The following is a 19380-nucleotide window of genomic DNA, read 5'->3' on the forward strand; positions in this document are numbered from 1 at the left end:
ACGGCGCTGTCACGCAAGCGCCCTAAGCTCCCGGTCTTTCGACTGGAGCAAAGATGTCCCACCGTTTCCTGGCCGGCGCGCTGCTGGCGCTCGGCATGGCCTGCGCGCAGGCGCAAAGTTTTTCATTCGGCCTCTGGGGCGACATGCCCTACCAAAAAGCCGGCGACGACCCGAAAATCCCCGCGCTGCTCAAAAGCATCAACCAGTCGGACATCGCCTTCTCGATCTACGACGGCGACATCAAGGACGGCAGCTCCAAATGCACCGAGGACATCTATGCCTCGGCGCTGGCCATGTTCGGCGAGCTGAAAAAGCCCGTGGTCTACGTGCCCGGCGACAACGAATGGACGGACTGCCACCGCCTCAACAACGGCGGTTACGACGCGCTGGAGCGCCTGGACTACCTGCGCAAAACCATGTTCCCGACCACCCGCAGCCTGGGCAAGCGCAGCATGGCGCTGGCCCACCAGGCCTCGCTGGGCGAAAAATTCGTCGAGAACACGCGGTTTGCCCACCAGGGCATCGTGTTCGCGACGCTGAATGTGCCGGGCAGCAACAACAACAAAATCCTGGACGAAAAAGACTGCACCCAGAAAAGCGCTCGCACCGCGGCCCAGTGCGAGGCCTCCAACGCCGAATATCTGGAGCGCGACGCGGCCAATGTGCGCTGGATGCAGGAGGCCTTCTCCCAGGCGAAGGCCGGCAAGGCGCGCGGCCTTGCTTTGGTGATCCAGGCCGACCCCGGCTTTGACTTGCCGGAAACCGAGGGCATCGACGAAAGCCAGGCGCCCGGGGTCAGCGGCTACCGCAACTTCATCAGCAAGCTCATCACCGAAACGGAACAGTTCGCCGGGCAGGTGCTGCTGGTGCACGGCGACACGCATTTCTTCAAGGTCGACAAGCCGCTCTACAGCCCCACCAGGCTGCTGGCCAACCTCACGCGCCTGCAGACCTTCGGCAGCCCGCTGATCCACTGGGTGCGCGTCAGCGTGGAGGCCAAGAACCCCAATGTGTTCACAGTCCAGCCCGTCATCGTGAAACAGTGACGAGGCGGCGGGCCGGCCGGCGAGGGCCGGCCCCGAATCCGGCGTGCGCGGCTACACTCCCGAAGTCAAAAACAACGGCAGAGGGAAAGACGCGATGCTCGACAAACTCAACGAACTGACGGAAAGCCACGGCGAGCTGCGCCCCGGCAGCGGCATCATGAGCGGCGTGATCGCGCTGAGCCTGGGCGTGCTGTGCTTTCTGGGCGTGCTGGCTTTTCATTTCCCCGAGTACCTGACCACGCCCGAACTGCGCAAGAGCTACAACGTCGACGTGATCCGTATCGTGATGTTCACCTCGCTGGTGATTGCCGGCGGCATCTCGCTGGTCAACATCATCTTCAACCGCTCGCGCTGGCTGGCCGGCGCGGCCTTTTTGCTGGTCGCGGCCACGGCGCTGCTGGGCGGCCACAAGGTGCCGGTCAACGACTTCGCCGACAACACGCCCTACATCGGCCTGGACTGGTTCATCCTGGACCTGCTGGGCTCCTCACTGATCTTCATCTTCATTGAAAAGCTGTTCGCGCTGCGCAAGGACCAGCCGGTGTTCCGCGCCGAGTGGCAGACCGACTTCCACCACTTCATCGTCAACCACATGATCGTGGGCTTTGTGCTGCTGGCCACCAACCTGCTGGTGCACAAGTTCTTCGGCTGGGCCGCCAACGACGGCATACGCGGCTGGGTGCAGGGCCTGCCTTTCTGGGCCGGCGTGCTGCTGATCGTGCTGGTGGCCGACCTGGTGCAGTACTGGACGCACCGGGCCTACCACGAGGTGCCCGTGCTGTGGCGCCTGCATGCGGTGCACCACAGCGCCAAAAGCATGGACTGGCTGGCCGGCTCGCGCCAGCACATCCTGGAGCTGCTGCTGACACGCACACTGATCCTGGCACCCATCTATGTGCTGGGGTTTTCCAAGGAAGTGATAGACGCCTACATCGTGATCGTCGGCTTCCAGGCGGTGTTCAACCATGCCAATGTGAGCGTGCGCCTGGGCCCGCTGCGCTACCTGATCGTCACGCCCAACTTCCACCACTGGCACCACAGCCAGGATCAGGAGGCGCTGGACCGCAACTACTCGGCGCACTACGCCTTCATCGACTACCTGTTCGGCACCGCCGTCAAAAGCACCAAGCTCTGGCCCGAGCGCTACGGCGTGTTGGGCGACTACGTGCCCAACGGCTTCCTGAAACAGCTCAAGTTTCCGTTCACCTGGAAACCCTGAGCGCAACGCATGGACCAGGGGCTGATTTGACGCACCAATTTGACGCCGTGGTGGTGGGCGCAGGCGCCGCCGGGCTGTTCTGCGCGGCCCAGGCGGGCCAGCGCGGCCTCAAGGTGCTGTTGCTGGACCACAGCGAAAAAGTCGCCGAAAAAATCCGCATCTCGGGCGGCGGCCGCTGCAATTTCACGAACCGCGACGCCACGCCCGCGCAGTTCCTCAGCGAGAACCCGCACTTTTGCCGCTCGGCCCTGTCGCGCTACACGCCGCAGGACTTCATCGCCCTGCTGCAGCGCCACAACATCCCTTTCCACGAAAAGCACAAGGGCCAGCTGTTTTGCGACCGCTCGGCCGAAGACGTGATCAACATGCTGCTGGCCGAATGCGAGGCCGGTGGGGTCACGCGCTGGCAGCCCTGCAGTATCCAGAGCCTCAAAGGCCCCCAGGAGACGGGCGGCAACTACGAGCTTCAGAGCAACCGCGGCCTGATCACCGCGCCGCAGGTGGTGATCGCCACCGGCGGCCTGTCGATTCCCAAGATAGGCGCCACCGACTTCGGCTACCGCATCGCGAAACAGTTCGGCCTGCGCCTGGTGGAGCCGCGCGCTGCACTGGTGCCGCTGACCTTTGACGGCCAAGGCTGGGCACCCTATGCCCAGCTGGCCGGCCTGGCGCTACCGGTGCTGATAGAAACCAGCCCGGCCGACGCCACACCCAAACAGCGCAGAAAAGCCGTGGTGTTCTCGGAAGACCTGCTGTTCACCCACCGCGGCCTCAGCGGCCCGGCCGTGCTGCAGATCTCCAGCTTCTGGCGCGAAGGCCAACCGATACGCATCAATCTCGCCCCAGGCGTGGACCTGCCTAACCTGCTACTGCGCGCCAAGGCCACGTCCAGAAAACTCATCGCTAACGAACTCGCGGCCCTGGTGCCCAGCCGCCTGGCCGACGCCTGGATCAGCACCGACCCTGCGCTGCAAAAACCTATCAGCGAAGCGACCGACAAGGCGCTGCTGGGCCTGGCCCAGCGCCTGGCGGACTGGGAACTCACACCCAACGGCTCCGAAGGCTACAAAAAAGCCGAAGTCACCGTGGGCGGCGTAGACACCCGCGACCTGTCCTCCCAGACCCTGGAATCCAAGCAGCCGGGCCTCTATTTCATAGGCGAAGTCGTCGACGTCACCGGCTGGCTGGGCGGCTACAACTTCCAGTGGGCCTGGGCCTCCGCGCACGCCTGCGCGCAAGCGCTGACACCGGCACGCTAGGCCTGCTGGGCCAGCTTCCACTCGCGCGGCGACAGGCCGCTTTGCGCCTTGAAGGCGCGCGACAGCGCCGCCTCGCTGCCATACCCGACCTCAGCGGCAATCAGCTTGAGCGGCCGCCCACGGCGCAGCGCCTGCTGCGCCAGACCCACCCGCCAGCGCTGCAAATACGCGCCGGGCGTGCAGCCGACCGTATCGCGGAACTGGTTGGCGAACACACTGCGCGACATGCCCGCTTGATCGGCGAGCGCTTCCAGGCTCCACGCTTGCCCGGGATTCTGGTGCATCGCGACAAGCGCGTGGCGCAAACGCAGGTGCGAGAGCCCCGCCAGCATGCCGGAGCGGGTTTCGCCGCTTTCCATGAGGTGCCGCAGCACCTGGATCAACACCACATCAAAAAGCCGGCCCAGCAGCGCCTGCCGGCCGCAGCGCTGCTCAAAAGCCTCCTCGAACAGCAGTTGCAGGACACCGGCGGCGCCCTCGATCTGCGCCAGCGGCAGGTACACAAAGGACGGCAGCGCCGCAACGATCGGGTTGGCCGCGCCGCCCTCAAAACGCAGGTGAGCGCATACAAAGTCGGCGCCACGCCGGGTATCTGTGATGAAGCGGTGCGCCATCGGCCTTGGGTAAAGCAGCAGGCAGGGGCCGCTGACACGCATCACCTCGGCGCCGCCATGGCTGATGCCGACTTCGCCGCTGCGCACGAGGTGAAGCTGGCCGGTGCCCTCATCGTCGCCCAGCTCGTTGACGCCGCAAAGTGCGCCCGAATGGAACACATTCGCGCTCACCGAAAAATGCTGCAACAAGGCCTCTAGCCGGTCGCCCATAAATACTCTAGATCAATTTTTCAGGATTATTAAGCACTTATCGTATTTTGTGAAGCGTAAAGTTCGTTCTGTCGATTCCGACTTGTTGCAACCCTCAAAGGAACAGCCATGAACGCTCTCACCCGTATCGCCGCCGCCACTGCACTGGCCGCCGCCGTCACCGCCGTCACCGCCAGCCCCGCGATGGCCGCAGGCGCCGCCGCGCCGCAATCAGCGGTGTCCGCCGCACGCAGCGCCAGCTACGTCACCACCCAGGACGGCGTGCAAATCTATTACAAGGACTGGGGCCCCAAGAATGGCCCCGTGGTGAGCTTTAGCCACGGCTGGCCGCTCAACTCGGACAGCTGGGAATCGCAAATGATTTTCCTGGCCTCAAAAGGTTACCGCGTCATCGCCCATGACCGGCGCGGCCACGGGCGTTCCAGCCAGCCGTGGGACGGCAACGACATGGACCATTACGCCGCCGACCTCGCGGCGGTGATCGACACGCTGGGCGTGAAAGACGTGACGCTGGTGGGTTTTTCGACCGGTGGCGGCGAGGTGGCGCGTTATATCGGCCGTTATGGCACCGCGAAGGTCAAAAAAGCGGTGCTGGTCAGCGCCGTGCCGCCCCTGATGCTGAAGACGGCGGCCAACCCGGGCGGCCTGCCGATCGAGGTGTTCGACGGCATTCGCCAGGGCGAACTGGCCAATCGTTCGCAGCTTTACCTGGACATCGCCTCGGGCCCGTTTTTCGGCTTCAACCGCCCCGGCGCCAAGGTCTCGCAAGGTTTGATCCAGTCGTTCTGGGTGCAGGGCATGCAGGCGGGCCACAAGAACACCTATGACTCGATCGCGGCTTTCTCGGCCACCGACTTCACCGAGGACCTCAAGCGCTTTAACGTGCCGACCCTGGTGATCCACGGCGACGATGACCAGATCGTGCCAATCGACGCCTCCGGCCGCGCAGCCGCGAAACTGGTGAAAAACGCCAGGCTGATCGTCTACCCCGGTGCGCCGCACGGCCTGGCCGATACCCACAAGGAGCGGCTCAACCAGGATTTGCTGGCTTTCATCCGAGAATAGGCCCACCCCCGTCCAGGCTCACTGCGTGTAGCCTGTTCCCCCCTTTCAGGGGGCGGCGCCTGCGGTCTGGCAGAGCCAGTCCCGCGGCCCCCGCTGGTGAAAGACCCCTGGGCCGCGTCCAAAGAACTCTTAAGCCCAGCATGAGCCGTGGAACCGGCTTTGCCGGGCCGCAGGCGGGCGGCCCCCTCGGGGGGCAGGGAGCTACACGAAGTGAGCGACCGTGGGGGCCACGTCCAGTGCTATAATCTCAGGCTTTGCTAGCAAACCCGCGCCTGGCCTGATCCTGATCAGATCATTTAGGGCGCACCTTTTGGATCAATTGAACAATGACCACCATCCGTGTAAAAGACAATGAGCCCTTCGACGTGGCTCTGCGCCGTTTCAAGCGCACCATTGAAAAACTCGGCCTGCTGACCGACCTGCGCGCCCGCGAGTTTTACGAAAAGCCAACGGCGGAGCGCAAGCGCAAGAAGGCAGCCGCCGTCAAACGCAACTACAAGCGCATCCGCTCGATGCAGTTGCCCAAGAAGCTGTACTAATCCTTTAGTACCGCCTCACGGCAACAAAAAGCCCGCACGAGGACGCTCTGCGGGCTTTTGTGCTTTTTGGCACCCGCCGCGCCGTCCTCCCCCCCTATTCCCGCCCCTCAGGAGCCCCGAATGTCAGCCCTCAAAGACAAAATCACCGAAGACATGAAGACCGCCATGCGCGCCAAGGACAGCGAGCGCCTGGGCACCATACGCCTGCTGCTGGCGGCCCTCAAGCAAAAAGAGGTCGATGAGCGCGTGGTGCTCGACGACGCGGCCGTGATCGCCATCGTCGACAAGCTGATCAAGCAGCGCAAGGATTCGCTGGAAGCCTTCCAGAAGGCCGAACGCAAGGACCTGGCCGACAAGGAAGCCGCCGAACTGACGGTGCTGCAGGCTTACCTGCCGGCGCGCCTGAGCGCCGACGAAGTGGCGGCCGCCGTCAAGGCCATCGTGGCCGAGCTGGGTGCCAGCGGCCCCGGCGACATGGGCAAGGTCATGGGCGCGGTGAAAACCAAACTGGCCGGCAAGGCCGACATGGGCCAGGTCTCGGCCGCCGTCAAGGCCGCGCTGGCCGGTTAAGTCCTGTTTGCGCCTTCAGTGGCGCAGCAAAATCAGCGCGCAGCCCGCGGCCGTCAGCAAGGCGCCGCACCAGCCGCCCAGGGCGGGCCGGCGGCGGTACACCCACCACAGCAGCGGCAACAGCAGCACCGGCGTCACGGACGACAGCATGCCCACCATGCCGGCGCTGCCGTTTTGCAGGGCTTTCAGGATCAGCGTCATGCCCAGGGTCATGCCCAGCGCGGCACTGGCAAAGGTGTAGCCCAGGTCGACCCAGCGCGGCGATTGCGTGGCCTGCACCACGCGCCAGCCGCTGAACAGCAGCACGGCGTGCGCCGCCAGGCCGCTGCTCATGCGCACGGCCGAAGCCGCCACCGGGTCCATGCCGCTTTGCATCAGCGGCTTGAGCATCAGCGTGGCCACCGACTGGCCCAATGCCGCCACCAGACCCAGGGCAATGCCCACGGCCAGCCGCCCTTTGGTGGACTCCCAGTGGTGCAGCTCAGTCTCGCGCCGGCCGAAGGCAATCGCCGTCATCACGCCGGCCACCAGCAAGGCGCTGCCCAGCAGGCCCCATCCCGACAAAGTCTCACCGAGGAAGAGCCAGGCCAGCACCGCGGAAAACAGCGCATGCGTGGCGAACAGGATGCCGGAGCGCCGCGGCCCCAGCCGGCCCATGCAGGCGAACAGCGCCGTGTCGCCGACAAAAATGCCGATTACACCCGAGAGAGCCAGCACGCCCGCGCCGTCCAGCTGAAGACCGCGCCAGCTGCCCGTGGCGAAGGCCAGGGCCCAGAGCATCGCGCAGGCAAAGGCCAGGCGCCAGCGGCTGAAGGCAAAAGCCCCCATGCGGGCGACGGCGGAGGCCGACAGCAGGCTGGAGCAGGCCCAGGTGGCCGCCGCGGCCAGCGCCAGGGTCTCGGCGGGCAGGATCATCGGGAAGGCTAGCTGCCCGCCACCTTCATGCGATTGACCAGGATGGAGCCCACAGTTTTGGCGCCGTAGTTATAGGCGTCCGCACCCACGGCCTCAATGCCCATCAGCATGTCCTTGAGGTTGCCGGCGATGGTGATTTCCTCGACCGGAAAGGCGATGCGGCCGTTTTCGACCCAGAAGCCCGAGGCGCCGCGCGAGTAGTCGCCGGTCACATAGTTCACGCCCTGGCCCATCAGCTCGGTCACAAAAAGGCCGCGGCCCAGTTTGCGCAGCATGGCGTCCAGGTCGTCGCCCGGGCGCGTGTGCCGGCTGGTCAATATGAGGTTGTGCGAGCCGCCGGCATTGCCGGTGGTGCGCATGCCCAGCTTGCGGGCCGAATAGGTGCTCAAAAAATAACCCTCGACACGGCCGCCGGCCACCACCTTGCGTGCCTGGGTTTTCACGCCCTCTTCGTCAAAAGGCGCGCTGCCCTTGCCTTTGCGCAGGTGCGGGTCTTCGGCGACGTCGATGTGTTTGGGGAAAGCCGACTTGCCGAGGCTGTCGGCCAGGAAGGTGCTTTTGCGGTACAGCGCGCCGCCGCTCACGGCCTGCACAAAGCCGCCCAAGAGGCCCGCGGCCAGCGGCGACTCGAACAGCACCGGGCACTGCGTGGTCGGGATCTTGCGGCTTTTCAGGCGCGCCAGCGCGCGCTCGGCGGCGTAGCGGCCCACGGCCTCGGGGCGCGCCAGCTCGCGCGCGTCGCGCATGGAGCTGTACCAGGCATCGCGCTGCATCTGGTCGCCCTTGCCGGCAATCGGCGCCACCGAGATGCTGTGGCGAGAACTGGCATAACCGCCGCGAAAGCCCTTGGTGTGGGCGCTGAAAAAATGGCTTTGCTGGGCCGACACGCCCGCGCCTTCGCTGTTGGTGATCAGGCGGCTGGTGCCCAGGGCCGCGGCCTCGCATTGCAGGGCCAGTTGCGCGGCCTGTTCGGAGTCTATGGCCCAGGGGTGGAACAAGTCGAGTTCGGGGTGCACGCGCGCGATGTCGCGCTCGTCGGGCAGGCCCGAGGTTTCGTCTTCGGCCGTGAAGCGCGCGATGTCGTAGGCCGCTTTCACGGTCTGCTCTATGGCCGCCTTGGAGAAATCGCTGGTCGCGGCATTGCCGCGTTTTTTGCCGATATAGACCGTGATGCCCAGGGACTTGTCGCGGTTGCGCTCGACGTTCTCCAGCTCGCCCTTGCGCACGCTGACCGACAGGCCGCAGCCTTCGGACGCCTCGGCGGCGGCATCCGTGGCGCCCAGTTTTTTGGCGTGCCCCAAGGCGGTGTCAACGAGGTCCTCGAAAAAATCGCGGTGGTAGCTGAAGCCGCTTTCAGGCGGGTGGGAGGGCCGGGATGCGCCGCGTTTGGCGCCGCTGGCGCGAGAGGAAGCTTTTTGGGTCATATGGGTAGCTATGATACTGACTGCCATGAACAACAAGACTCCCAAGGCCATCAAGGGCTACTGGTCCAACGGCCGCTTCGTCAAACCCGAGGAAATCGCACTCGAGGAAGCCGGCCCGCCCAGCAAAACCCAACTCAAGGCCGAGGCCGACGAAAAACAGGCGCTCGGTGAAGCGCTGCTGACCCTGCGCGCCGACCTGATGGCGCGTCTGGACCTGCCCGACAAACTGCGCGACGCGATCGCCGACGCCAAAAAGATCACCAATTTCGAGGGCAAGCGCCGCCAGATGCAGTTCATCGGCAAGCTGATGCGCCCGCTGGACCCTGAGCCCATTCGCGAGGCGATCAACGAACAGCTCAACGGCTCGGCCGACCTGACGCTGGCCCTGCACCTGGCCGAGCAGTGGCGCGACAAGCTGATCGCCGACGACACCGCGCTGGGCGACTGGCTGCGGGAATATCCCGGCACCGACTCCCAGCAGCTGCGCGCGCTGGTGCGCCAGGCCCGCAAGGACGCCAAGCCCGAAAAACCCGGCGAGGCGCCGCGCCACGGCAAGTCCTACCGTGAAATCTTCCAGCTGGTGCGCCAGGCCATGGCCCAGGGGCCGGGAGAGCCCGAGGAGCCCCAGGCATGAGCCAGGCTTTTGACGCGGTCAGGATCGGCATCGTCTCGGTCAGCGACCGGGCCTCGGCCGGCGTCTACGTCGACAAAGGCCTGCCGGCGCTCAAAGAGTGGCTCACGCGCGCGCTGCGCAACCCCATCACCTTTGAAGAACGCCTGATTCCCGACGAGCAGGCCGGCATCAGCGCCGCGCTGATCGCGCTGGTCGACGCCGGCTGCTCGCTGGTGCTGACCACGGGCGGCACCGGTCCCGCGCCGCGCGACGTGACACCCGAGGCCACGCTGGCCGTGGCCCACAAGGAAATGCCCGGTTTCGGCGAACAGATGCGGCAGATCAGCCTGAAATTCGTCCCCACGGCCATCCTGTCGCGCCAGTGCGCGGTCATCCGCGATAAAAGCCTGATCCTGAACCTTCCCGGCCAGCCCAAGTCCATCGCCGAAACGCTGGAAGGGCTGAAAAACCCCGACGGTTCGCAGGCCGTGGCGGGCATTTTTGCCGCCGTGCCCTATTGCATAGACCTGATAGGCGGCCCTTACCTGGAAACCGACGACACCGTGTGCCAGGCCTTCAGGCCCAAAAGCGCCCAGCGCCCGCCGCGCTGAGCCCTGCCGCCGCGGGTTTTCGGCCCGCCGGTTTTTCTCACGTAGTATTCGGGCTTTACAACTCGAGGAGCTGAGATGGACGAGCTGATTGAAACGCCGGGCAAGGACTCGAAAAACACCGCCGTGCTGATCTGGATAGGAACCCTGTTCCTGGGCTTTATCCCCGGCCTGATCGTTTACCTGGTGAAAAAGGACGACGCCTATATCCTGGACCAGGCCAAGGAAGCGCTGAACTGGTCCATCACGGCGGCCATAGGCTACGTGGCGGCGATGATCCTCACCTTTGTGCTGATCGGCTTCCTGGTGTTCGTCGCGCTGGGCATTTGCCACCTGGTGTTCTGCGTCATGGGCGCGATAGGCGCCTCCAACGGCAAAACCTTTCGTGTGCCCTTCGCGCTGCGCCTGATCAACTGATGCGCCGACCGCCCCGGGCGGAAAAGAAAAAAAAGGAAGGCTTGCCCTTCCTTTTTTTTGGCCGCCCTGCTTCCTGTTTATTTGCCGACCAGCTGGTTGAGCTTGTCGGCCTCGAAGGTTTCGGTGAGCGCCGCGTCCTTGGGCACGCAGTCCTTGCTCATGGCGGTTTGCGGGCCGGAGAGCTTTTCAATCGCCTGCCACAGCAGGGCGATCTGGTGCTCCTGGCCGGCCGCGTTGTCGATCAGGCCGTGCATGGCCTGGGACAGCGGGTCGTCTTCCAGCGTGATGCCGTAGGCCGAAAACGGCGTGGGCGTGACGTCGGCGCTTTCGCCGGTCTTGGACGGAATGATGCGCGCCGGGATGCCCACGGCCGTGGCCCCGGCCGGCACGGGCTTGATCACCACCGCGTTGCTGCCTATCTTGGCGCCGTCGCCGACCACAAAGCCGCCCAGCACCTTGGCGCCGGCGCTGACCACCACGTCCTTGCCCAGGGTCGGGTGCCGCTTGGTGCCCTTGTAAAGCGAGGTGCCGCCCAGCGTGACGCCCTGGTAAATCGTGCAGCCGTCGCCGATCTCGGCGGTTTCGCCGACGACAACGCCCATGGCGTGGTCAAAAAACACCCGCTCGCCGATTTTGGCGCCGGGGTGGATTTCAATGCCCGTCATCCAGCGCGACACATGCGAGATAAAGCGGCCCAGCCACTTGAAGCCGTGGTTCCAGCACCAGTGCGCGCGGCGATGCAGCACCAGGGCATGCAGCCCCGGGTAGCAGGTCAGCGCTTCCCAGGCCGTGCGGGCGGCGGGGTCGCGGGCTAGGATGCACTGGATGTCGGAGCGAAGTCGGGAAAACATGGTGGGAGTTTAGTGGCCGTCCGCAGACCGTGCTGGCGTGCTGTCTTTAGGCGGTATTTGGGCGGCTGTGTGCAGCATGGCCTTGGCCACGCCGCGCAGGATGTGGATTTCCTCGGGGCTCAGCTGGGCGCGGTTGAACAGCTGGTTGAGCCGCGGCATCAGTTTTTTGGGCGAGGCCGGGTCCAGAAAGCCTATGCCGGCCAGCGCCTCTTCCCAGTGTTTGAGCATGCCGGCCACCGCCGCCGCGTCGGCCTGCGCCGGCTCGGCCGTCGCCGGCTGCACGCTGAAGCCGCCCAGCGCCTGGCGCCAGTCATAGGCAATCAGCTGCACGGCCGCGCCCAGGTTCAGCGAGCCGAATTTCGGGTCGGTCGGGATGCTCAGCGCCACATGGCAGCGGTAGACATCCTCGTTCTGCATGCCAAAGCGCTCGGAGCCGAACAAAAAGGCCACCGATTCAGGCCTCGCGGGGGCTGTACCTTGGGGCGGGCTGCCGCCCAGCAGGGCTGCGAAATGCTCGCGCGGCGCACGCGTGGGCGGGCCGAAGTCGCGCGGCGTCATGGCGGTGGCGCACAGGTGGGCCATGCCGTCCAGCGCCTCGTCCAGCGTGGCGACGATGCGGGCGTTTTTGAGCACGTCGAGCGCGCCGCTGGCCCGCTGTATGGTTTCCTCGCGGTTCAGCACATTGGCCCAGCGCGGCGCGACCAGCACCAGGTCGTCAAAACCCATGGTTTTCATGGCGCGGGCGGTGGCGCCGACATTGCCGGCATGGCTGGTGTTGATCAGGACAAATCGGGTACGCATGGGCTGGATTGTCCTAGAAGCGCCTGCCGGGCCGCTCCGGCGGGGCAAAAACCGGGGGAAATCCCATTTATGGGAAAATACGCCCCATTGCCCGCCGCCCGCATCGCCGGCGCCGGTTTATCCCGTTCTTCCCTACAAGTTATGTCCAGCAATCTCCATCCCATGCTCAACGTGGCCATCAAGGCTGCGCGCGCTGCCGGCGCCATCATCAACCGCGCGGCGCTTGACGTCGAGGCGGTCCGCGTCTCGGTCAAGCAGACCAACGACTTCGTCACCGAGGTCGACCAGGCCGCCGAGGCCGCCATCATCGAAACCCTGCTGAGCGCCTACCCCGGCCACGGCATCCTGGCCGAGGAATCGGGCAGCGAGCATGGCGCCAAGGACTCCGACTACGTCTGGATCATCGATCCGCTGGACGGCACCACCAACTTCATCCACGGCTTCCCGGTCTATTGCGTCAGCATCGCGCTGGCCGTCAAGGGCAAGGTCGAGCAGGCCGTGGTCTACGACCCCACCCGCAACGACATCTTCTGCGCCACCAAGGGCCGCGGCGCCTACATGAACGACCGCCGCATCCGCGTGGCCAAGCGCACCCGGCTGCAGGAATGCCTGATCTCCACCGGTTTTCCCTACCGCCCCGGCGACAAGCTCAAGGCCTACCTCAACATGCTGGGCGAAGTCATGAGCCAGAGCGCCGGCGTGCGCCGCCCCGGCGCCGCAGCGCTGGACCTGGCCTATGTGGCCGCCGGCTTCAGCGACGGCTTTTTTGAAGCCAACCTCAAGCCCTGGGACGTGGCGGCCGGCTCGCTGCTGGTGACCGAGGCCGGCGGCCTGATCGGCAACTTCACCGGCGAAGCCGACTTCATGGACCACGGCGAATGTGTGGCCGGCAACCCGCGCGTCTACGGCCAGCTGGTGGCCACCTTGGGCAAATACAGCAAATTCGCCGGTGCCGGCGACAAGGCCGTGGTGCGCCAGGCCCTGCAGGACACGCCCGCGGCGCAGGAAGCGGAAGAAGGCGCCGAAGAAAACGCGGCGCCCGCCGCCCCAGCCGAAAAGCCCACGCTCAAAGCCAAGCGCATCAAGGCCGGCGAAAGCCCAGCCCCCAAGGCGCCTGACGCCCCTTTCTAAGCAAAGCCCGCCTCGCGGGCTTTTTCTTTTGGGAAAGGTTCATGCGTTTCGTTAAAGTGTGCTCTGGTACACCATGAACCGGCCCGACCTTACCTCCCCAGCCGCGCTGGCGACCCGCCTGCAGCGCCGGGTGCGGGGCTGGCTGCACAAAAGCCTGCACGTGCTGCTGAGCCAGTACGTCACCAACGGCCTGACGGTGTCGCTGGGTCTGGTGCTCATCATGCTGGCCATCTTCGAGGCCGCCGGGCTGGCCGCCGCCTCCACCGCCGCCGTCGGCGTGATGATCACCAGCCTGCCCGACGTGCCGGCGCCGCGCCGGCGCAAGATCATGCAGATGCTGCCTGCGCCGCTGCTGGGCGCGCCGCTCTTCACGCTGGTGCAGCTGGTGCGCCACGACGAGTTGCTGCTGGGCATCGTTGTTGCGGCCGCCACTTTCCTGGCCGTGATGATGATGGCCTGGGGCAAGCGCGGCGGGCCCATCTGTTTTTCGCTGCTGTTTTCCACGCTGTTTTCCATGGCCGCGCCGCCGGTCGCCTCGCTGCAGCAGATCGCGCTGCACGGCGCCTGGTTTGCCGCCGGCGCCGGGCTTTACCTGCTGTGGGCCGTGTTCACCACCCATTTGCTGAACCGGCGCTTTCGCGCGCAGCTGCTGGCCGAATGCCTGCACAGCTTCGCGCAGATCTTGCGCACCCAGTCCCAGCGCTTCGGCCCGCGGCCCGACCACAACGCGCTGCTGGCGCGCATGCTGCAGCAGCAGGCCGCGCTGGCCGACCACCTGCAAAACACGCGCGACCTGGTGCTGGAGTCGCCCACCACACCCGAACGCCAGCGCCTGGCGGCCATGCTGCTGAGCCTGCTGGAGGCGCGCGACCACCAGCTCGCCTGCGACCTGGACCTGGATTTTTTGCTGGAGCACAGCGCCACCGTGGCCGTGCTGCCCGCCCTGCAGCTGGCGCTGGACAGCACCGCCGCGCGGCTCGAAACCCTGGGCATGGACTTGCTGCTGGGCCGGCGCGGCGCGGCGGTCGCCACCATCGCCGACCTGCGGCCCGAGCTCGCCGGCGCGCTGCCGCCGCGCACCAAACGCGCCGACCCGCTGGCACCCGACCCGCTGCTGGTCGACACCACCGACCCGCTGGCGCTGCTGCACAACATGGCCGACCGCATAGGCCACATCAACGACGAGGCCGTGAAGATGGCGGCGCTGGCGCGCGGCGACATCCCGCCCGGGCTGTCGGCCGTGCGCACCCAGTGGCAGCTCTTTGTCAGCACCGTGCACTGGTCCTGGAAGCCCTTGCTGGGCCAGCTGAGCTGGAGCGCCCCCATCCTGCGCTACGCCCTGCGCTGCACGCTGGCCGTGGCGGCCGGCTATGCGGTGGCGCTGCGCCTGCCCTGGGTGGCGCATGAATACTGGATCCTGCTGACCATCGTGGTGGTGATGCGCGGCAACCTGGCGCAAACCGTGCAGCGCCGCAATGCGCGCGTGGCCGGCACGCTGCTGGGCTGCGCGCTGGTCATGGCCGTGCTGGCGCCGCACCCGGGTGCCCGCACCATCTTCGGTGTGATCGCGCTGAGCATGGGCCTGGCCCATGCCTTCGCGCTGCGGCGCTACCTTTTCACCTCCATCGCGGCCACCGTGGCCGGCCTGCTGCAGGCGCACCTGTTGCTGTCCGGCGTGGAACCCGGTTTTGCCATGGCCGAGCGCCTGGCCGACACTCTGCTGGGCGCGCTGATCGCCTGGCTGTTCAGCTACGTGCTGCCGGCCTGGGAGCGCAAACAGCTGCCGGCATTGGTGCTGCGCAGCACCAGCGCCCAGGCCAGGCACGCGCAGCTGGCGCTCGCGCTGCTCGACGAGGCGCGGGCGTCCGACCTGCCCTGGCGGCTGGCGCGGCGCGAGGCCTACAACAGCCTGTCCGACCTCACCCTGGCCGCCCAGCGCAGCCTGGCCGAGCCCCACAAGGTGCGCCCGGCGCTGGAGCCGCTCGAAGCCCTGCAGGCGCGCAGCTACCAGCTGCTGGCCCAGCTCACGGCCGTCAAATCGTTGCTGCTGCTGCACCGCGCCCAGCTCAACCTCGCGGTGGTCAGGCCCGCGCTGGCGCGGGCCGCCGGCTGCATAGAGGCCGAACTCTCGGGTGCCGGGGCCGCCGCGCCCGAAGCCGGCCCGGCCGTCGCCGGCCAGCCCTTCCAGCCCCGGCCCGATCCGCTGATGATCCTGGACCTCACGCCCTGGCTGCTGCGCCGGCTGGACCTGGCTTGCGCCATGGCGCGGGAACTGCGCCTGACCCAGGCGCGCGTGCTGGCCTGGGGCTCGGGCCCCGCGGCCGCGGCGCAGGCGCCCATCCAGCGCCAGGTGTTGTAGGCAAAGGCCGCGACAAGCCGCGAAGAGGGTTTCGCCCCTGTCGCCTCGGCTAAAATTTCTGGTTCAAGCAGGGCGCAGCGTGCGCGGCGCCCCTGTCCTCCGAACCCTTCCCCGTACCCTAGCGAGCACCATGCCTGAATCCATTGTCAAAGCCTCTGTCGCGTCGGCCGACGCAGCCCTGCTGCGCGAAGTCGCGGAACTGGTGGTGAGCGCCTTGAACCTGGAAGTCAGCGCCGATGAGATCCAGCCCGACGAGCCCCTGTATGGCGACGGCCTGGGGCTGGATTCCATCGACATCCTGGAGATCGCGCTGGTGGTTTCCAAGCACTACGGCCTTCAGCTCAGGGCCGACCACGAAGACAACCACGCCATCTTCCACTCGCTGCGCAGCCTGGGCGACCATATTGCCGCCTGGCGAACCCAGTGAACGACAGCGGGGCGGCGCGGTTTGGCCAGGCCTGGCGCTGGGGCGGCGCGCTGGCCCTGGGCGTAGGCTACGCCCTGGTCTCCCACCTGGCCGCCACATCGGCCGCGCCGGGCCTGCTGCAGGCATCGGTCGCCGTGCTGCCCCTGCTGGCGCTGGCCCTGCTCCTGGCCTGGCGCTCACCGCGGCGGCCGGCCATGCTGGCCCTGTGCGCGCTGGCCTGCCTTGGTTTCTACGCCGCCAGGGACTGGCTGCTCTCCCACTACGGCTGGGTGTTTTTTCTGGAGCACGCAGGCACCTACACGCTGCTGTGCGCCACCTTCGGCCGCACGCTGGCGCCGGGCCAAACCCCCATGATTTCGCAGTTCGCCCGCATCGTGCACGGCGAGCTCACACCGGCGACCAGCGCCTACACCCGCTCCGCCACCTGGGCCTGGACCCTGTATTTCGCCGGCATCGCGGGGATGTCCGTGCTGCTGTTCTGGCTCGCGCCCATGGCGGTCTGGTCCACCTTCGCCTACCTGCTGGGCATTCCGCTGCTGGGGCTGATGTTTGCCGCGGAATACGCCGCACGTTGCTACGTCCTGCCCCCAGAGGAGCGCGCCGGCCCGCTGGAGGCGATCCAGGCCTACCGGCAGGCATCACAGCGCCGCGCGCCCCGGCCATGAGCAGCCTGCCGCTGCTGGCCCATACTCGCGAGCAGGACCTGCTGGCGCTGCGCCACGGCCAGCCCGTCAGCGCCGGGCAATTCCTGGCCGATGCCAGGCGGCTGGCCGCGGCCTTGCCGGCGGGCCGGCATGTGCTGAACGCCTGCACGGACCGTTACCGTTTTGCCGTCGGCATGGCGGCCGCGCTGCTGGCCGACAAGCTCAGCCTGCTGCCGCCCACGTTGACGCCGGAAATGGTCAGGCAGATCCAGGCCTTTGCGCCCGACGTGTTCTGCCTGGCGGACCAGGCCCAGTCGCTGGCGCTGCCGCAACTGGCCTGGGCCGACGCGATGACGGGCGCCTCGCCGCACGCCCAGGCCCAGGGCGGTGCATGGGAGGTCCCGCAGATTCCCGCCTCGCGTGTCGCAGCCATCATGTTCACCTCCGGCTCCACCGGTGTGCCGGTGGCGCACCGCAAAAGCTGGGGCAGCCTGGTGCGCGGCGCCCGGGCCGAAGCCGGCCGCCTCGGCCTGCACGGCGGGCCGCCGCACAGCATCGTGGCCACCGTGCCGCCCCAGCACATGTACGGCTTCGAATCCACCGTGCTGCTGCCCCTGCTGGGCGGCGGCGTGCTGGGCGCGGGGCATCCGTTTTACCCGGCCGACATCTGCGCCGCGCTGGCCGAGGCGGCGCGACCGCGCATGCTGGTGACCACGCCGGTGCACCTGAAGGCCTTGCTTGCTTCGGGCCTGGACATCCCGCCCATAGACCTGCTGCTGTCCGCCACCGCCGCCCTGCCGCCGCAGCTGGCGCTGGCCGCCGAAACCCGGCTGCAGGCCCCGCTGCTTGAAATCTACGGATCGACCGAAACCGGGCAGATCGCCACCCGGCGCCTGAGCCAGGGCCAGGCCTGGACGCTGCTCCCGGACGTAGCGCTCAGCACCAGCCAGGGCCAAACCTGGGCGGCGGGCGGCCATGTCGAGCAGGCCACGCCCCTGGCCGATGAGCTCGAGGTCTTGCCCGAAGGCCGCTTCCTGCTGCACGGGCGGACCGCCGACCTGGTCAACATCGCCGGCAAACGAAGCTCGCTGGGTTACCTGAACCACCAGCTGGCCGCCATACCGGGCGTGCTCGACGGCGCCTTCTTCATGCCGGACGAGCAGGACGGCGACAGCGTGGTGCGGCTGATGGCGTTTGTGGTGGCGCCCGGCCTGGCGGCGCCCGCCCTGCTGGCGGCGCTGAGGGAGCGCATAGACGCCATCTTCATTCCCAGGCCGTTGGTGCTGCTGGAGGCCTTGCCGCGCAACAGCACCGGGAAACTGCCGCGCGAGGCCCTGCTGGCCCTGGCGCGCGAGCACCTGCAAAAAAAGGCCCGCCCATGAACGGCGAAACGATTTTTTCGGTACCGGCCGACCACCCGGCCTTTGCCGGCCATTTCCCCGGCCGGCCCATCATGCCGGGGGTGCTGCTGCTTGACGCCGCCGTGCATGCGCTGCAGCAGGCGCAGGCCCTTGAGGCCTCCAGCCTCGCCGCGCAGGCCTGCCGCATCAGCGCAGCGAAATTCCTCAGCCCCGTGGGGCCCGGCGAAACCCTCACGATGACCTGCACGGCCGGCGCCAGCGGCGGCACGCATTTCGAGATCCGCAGCGGCGAGCGAAAAGTCGCCACCGGCACCCTGGTGCCGCTGCCCCCGCCATGAACGCACCGCAGCCGGACACCCAGGCATCGAGCGCCGAATGGCGGCGGCAGCCTGAGCGCAGCAGCGTCTTCATGCTGCGCGTGATGACGCTGATCTCCCTGGGCCTGGGCCGCGGCGCCAGCCGCGCCGTCCTGTACGGCATCGCGGCCTACTTCCTGGCTTTCGCGCCCACGGCGCGCCGCATGTCGCGCAACTACCTGCACCGCGTGTTCGGGATGCCCTCGCCCGCCGCCGTCGGCTGGCACCACCTGTTCCGGCATTTCCTGAGTTTCGCCTCGGCCGTCCACGACCGGGTCTTCCTGCTCAACGACCGCTTCGACCTGTTCGACATCCGGGTGCACAACCAGGCGCTGATCGACGAGGCGGTGGCCGGCGGCAAAGGTGTCTTCCTCATAGGCGCCCACCTGGGGAGTTTTGAAGTGCTGCGCGCCGTCGGGCGCCGCCAACCCGGGCTGCGCGTCGCCATGGCGATGTATGAGGAGAACGCACGCAAGATCAACGCCGCGATGGGCGCCATCAATCCCCAGGCGCAGATGGATGTGATCGCGCTGGGGCACATCGATTCCATGATCCGCGTGCACGCGCTGCTGGACCAGGGCGCCGTCGTCGGCATGCTGGGCGACCGCACGCTGGGCACCGGCGATACCTATCCGGTCGACTTCCTGGGTGCCCCGGCCGAATTGCCGCTGGGGCCTTTTCGCATGGCCGCCGTGCTCAAGCGCCCGGTGCTTTTCATGGCGGGGCTGTACCGCGGCGGCAACCGCTACGACGTCCACTTCGAGGCGCTCGCGGACTTCTCCGCGCTGCCGCCGCGCGGCCGCACGCAGGCGGTGCACGAGGCCGTGACGCGCTATGCTGCACTGCTGGCGCGGCATTGCCGCAGCGCACCCTACAACTGGTTCAATTTTTTCGATTTCTGGCACGCCGCGCCGCCGCAGGCCGGCCGTCCCGGACAACAGCCTTGAGCAG

General features: G+C 67.1%; 19 protein-coding genes and 1 pseudogene. 15 read left to right on the top strand and 5 right to left on the bottom strand.

Features of this window, described 5'->3' with window-relative positions; translation table 11 throughout:
- Nucleotides 1–53 precede the first annotated feature (53 nt).
- The 3 genes from BLQ85_RS11635 (at nt 54) to BLQ85_RS11645 (ending at nt 3524) form a co-directional block, all read left to right on the top strand.
- Entirely contained in the window at nt 54–1046 is a 993-nt protein-coding gene (locus tag BLQ85_RS11635; protein WP_074577125.1) for a hypothetical protein, read from the top strand.
- Nucleotides 1047–1140: 94 nt separating this feature from the next.
- Nucleotides 1141–2265: a sterol desaturase family protein gene (locus tag BLQ85_RS11640; protein ID WP_074577744.1), complete on the top strand. Its 1125-nt coding sequence runs from the start codon at nt 1141–1143 to the stop codon at nt 2263–2265.
- A gap of 26 nt (nt 2266–2291) precedes the next feature.
- Nucleotides 2292–3524 carry a BaiN/RdsA family NAD(P)/FAD-dependent oxidoreductase gene (locus BLQ85_RS11645; RefSeq protein ID WP_074577127.1) on the top strand — a complete coding sequence of 411 codons (1233 nt, stop codon included), beginning with the start codon at nt 2292–2294 and terminating at the stop codon, nt 3522–3524.
- Here the strand turns inward: BLQ85_RS11645 and BLQ85_RS11650 are convergent.
- Nucleotides 3521–4348 carry an AraC family transcriptional regulator gene (locus tag BLQ85_RS11650; RefSeq protein ID WP_074577129.1) on the bottom strand — a complete coding sequence of 276 codons (828 nt, stop codon included), beginning with the start codon at nt 4346–4348 and terminating at the stop codon, nt 3521–3523. The two genes, BLQ85_RS11645 and BLQ85_RS11650, sit on opposite strands and share 4 nt — an antisense overlap.
- Nucleotides 4349–4456: 108 nt before the next feature.
- Between BLQ85_RS11650 and BLQ85_RS11655 the strand changes: the two genes are divergently transcribed.
- The 3 genes from BLQ85_RS11655 (at nt 4457) to BLQ85_RS11665 (ending at nt 6522) form a co-directional block, all read left to right on the top strand.
- A complete protein-coding gene (locus BLQ85_RS11655; protein WP_074577132.1) occupies nt 4457–5413 on the top strand; it encodes an alpha/beta fold hydrolase in 957 nt (318 codons plus the stop codon).
- Between the two features lie 326 nt (nt 5414–5739).
- A complete protein-coding gene (gene rpsU, locus BLQ85_RS11660; RefSeq protein ID WP_007872347.1) occupies nt 5740–5952 on the top strand; it encodes a 30S ribosomal protein S21 in 213 nt (70 codons plus the stop codon).
- A gap of 120 nt (nt 5953–6072) precedes the next feature.
- Nucleotides 6073–6522: a GatB/YqeY domain-containing protein gene (locus tag BLQ85_RS11665; RefSeq protein WP_074577134.1), complete on the top strand. Its 450-nt coding sequence runs from the start codon at nt 6073–6075 to the stop codon at nt 6520–6522.
- 15 nt (nt 6523–6537) lie between these two features.
- On the opposite strand, the gene BLQ85_RS11670 is transcribed toward BLQ85_RS11665, so the two are convergent.
- Nucleotides 6538–7437 (bottom strand): DMT family transporter, encoded by a 900-nt coding sequence (locus tag BLQ85_RS11670; protein ID WP_074577137.1) that lies wholly within the window; start codon nt 7435–7437, stop codon nt 6538–6540.
- Between the two features lie 8 nt (nt 7438–7445).
- Nucleotides 7446–8861 carry a metalloprotease PmbA gene (pmbA, locus tag BLQ85_RS11675; protein ID WP_074577140.1) on the bottom strand — a complete coding sequence of 472 codons (1416 nt, stop codon included), beginning with the start codon at nt 8859–8861 and terminating at the stop codon, nt 7446–7448.
- Nucleotides 8862–8886: 25 nt separating this feature from the next.
- On the opposite strand from pmbA, the gene yjgA reads away from it, so the two are divergent.
- The 3 genes from yjgA (at nt 8887) to BLQ85_RS11690 (ending at nt 10499) form a co-directional block, all read left to right on the top strand.
- Entirely contained in the window at nt 8887–9495 is a 609-nt protein-coding gene (yjgA, locus tag BLQ85_RS11680) for a ribosome biogenesis factor YjgA (RefSeq protein WP_254806413.1), read from the top strand.
- Nucleotides 9492–10085 (top strand): molybdopterin adenylyltransferase, encoded by a 594-nt coding sequence (gene mog, locus BLQ85_RS11685; RefSeq protein ID WP_074577144.1) that lies wholly within the window; start codon nt 9492–9494, stop codon nt 10083–10085. The genes yjgA and mog overlap by 4 nt, the downstream gene beginning before the upstream one ends.
- Before the next feature lie 75 nt (nt 10086–10160).
- Nucleotides 10161–10499, top strand: coding sequence for a DUF4870 domain-containing protein (locus BLQ85_RS11690; protein WP_007872341.1), 339 nt, complete (start codon nt 10161–10163; stop codon nt 10497–10499).
- Between the two features lie 77 nt (nt 10500–10576).
- On the opposite strand, the gene cysE is transcribed toward BLQ85_RS11690, so the two are convergent.
- On the bottom strand, nt 10577–11350 hold the full coding sequence (cysE, locus tag BLQ85_RS11695) for a serine O-acetyltransferase (RefSeq protein WP_074577147.1): 774 nt from the start codon (nt 11348–11350) through the stop codon (nt 10577–10579).
- Between the two features lie 9 nt (nt 11351–11359).
- Nucleotides 11360–12151, bottom strand: a complete 792-nt coding sequence (locus BLQ85_RS11700) for an RNA methyltransferase (protein WP_074577149.1) — start codon at nt 12149–12151, stop codon at nt 11360–11362.
- Between the two features lie 141 nt (nt 12152–12292).
- Here BLQ85_RS11700 and BLQ85_RS11705 point away from each other — a divergent pair, with 141 nt between their 5' ends.
- The 6 genes and pseudogenes from BLQ85_RS11705 (at nt 12293) to BLQ85_RS11735 (ending at nt 19376) form a co-directional block, all read left to right on the top strand.
- Nucleotides 12293–13282, top strand: a complete 990-nt coding sequence (locus tag BLQ85_RS11705; RefSeq protein ID WP_074577151.1) for an inositol monophosphatase family protein — start codon at nt 12293–12295, stop codon at nt 13280–13282.
- 58 nt (nt 13283–13340) lie between these two features.
- A complete protein-coding gene (locus BLQ85_RS11710) occupies nt 13341–15641 on the top strand; it encodes an FUSC family protein (protein WP_371327278.1) in 2301 nt (766 codons plus the stop codon).
- 130 nt (nt 15642–15771) lie between these two features.
- Nucleotides 15772–16068 (top strand): phosphopantetheine-binding protein, encoded by a 297-nt coding sequence (locus BLQ85_RS11715; RefSeq protein ID WP_074577154.1) that lies wholly within the window; start codon nt 15772–15774, stop codon nt 16066–16068.
- Nucleotides 16065–16733 carry a COG4648 family protein gene (locus BLQ85_RS11720; RefSeq protein WP_074577156.1) on the top strand — a complete coding sequence of 223 codons (669 nt, stop codon included), beginning with the start codon at nt 16065–16067 and terminating at the stop codon, nt 16731–16733. The genes BLQ85_RS11715 and BLQ85_RS11720 overlap by 4 nt, the downstream gene beginning before the upstream one ends.
- Nucleotides 16730–18411 (top strand): annotated as a pseudogene (locus tag BLQ85_RS11725) (AMP-binding protein). The gene BLQ85_RS11720 and the pseudogene BLQ85_RS11725 overlap by 4 nt, the downstream one beginning before the upstream one ends.
- Nucleotides 18408–19376, top strand: coding sequence for an LpxL/LpxP family acyltransferase (locus tag BLQ85_RS11735; RefSeq protein WP_074577162.1), 969 nt, complete (start codon nt 18408–18410; stop codon nt 19374–19376). The pseudogene BLQ85_RS11725 and the gene BLQ85_RS11735 overlap by 4 nt, the downstream one beginning before the upstream one ends.
- The last annotated feature ends 4 nt before the right edge of the window (nt 19377–19380 follow it).

Origin of the sequence: Polaromonas sp. JS666 (assembly GCF_900103405.1) — a bacterium.
In the GTDB taxonomy this organism is placed as follows: Bacteria; Pseudomonadota; Gammaproteobacteria; order Burkholderiales; family Burkholderiaceae_C; genus Polaromonas.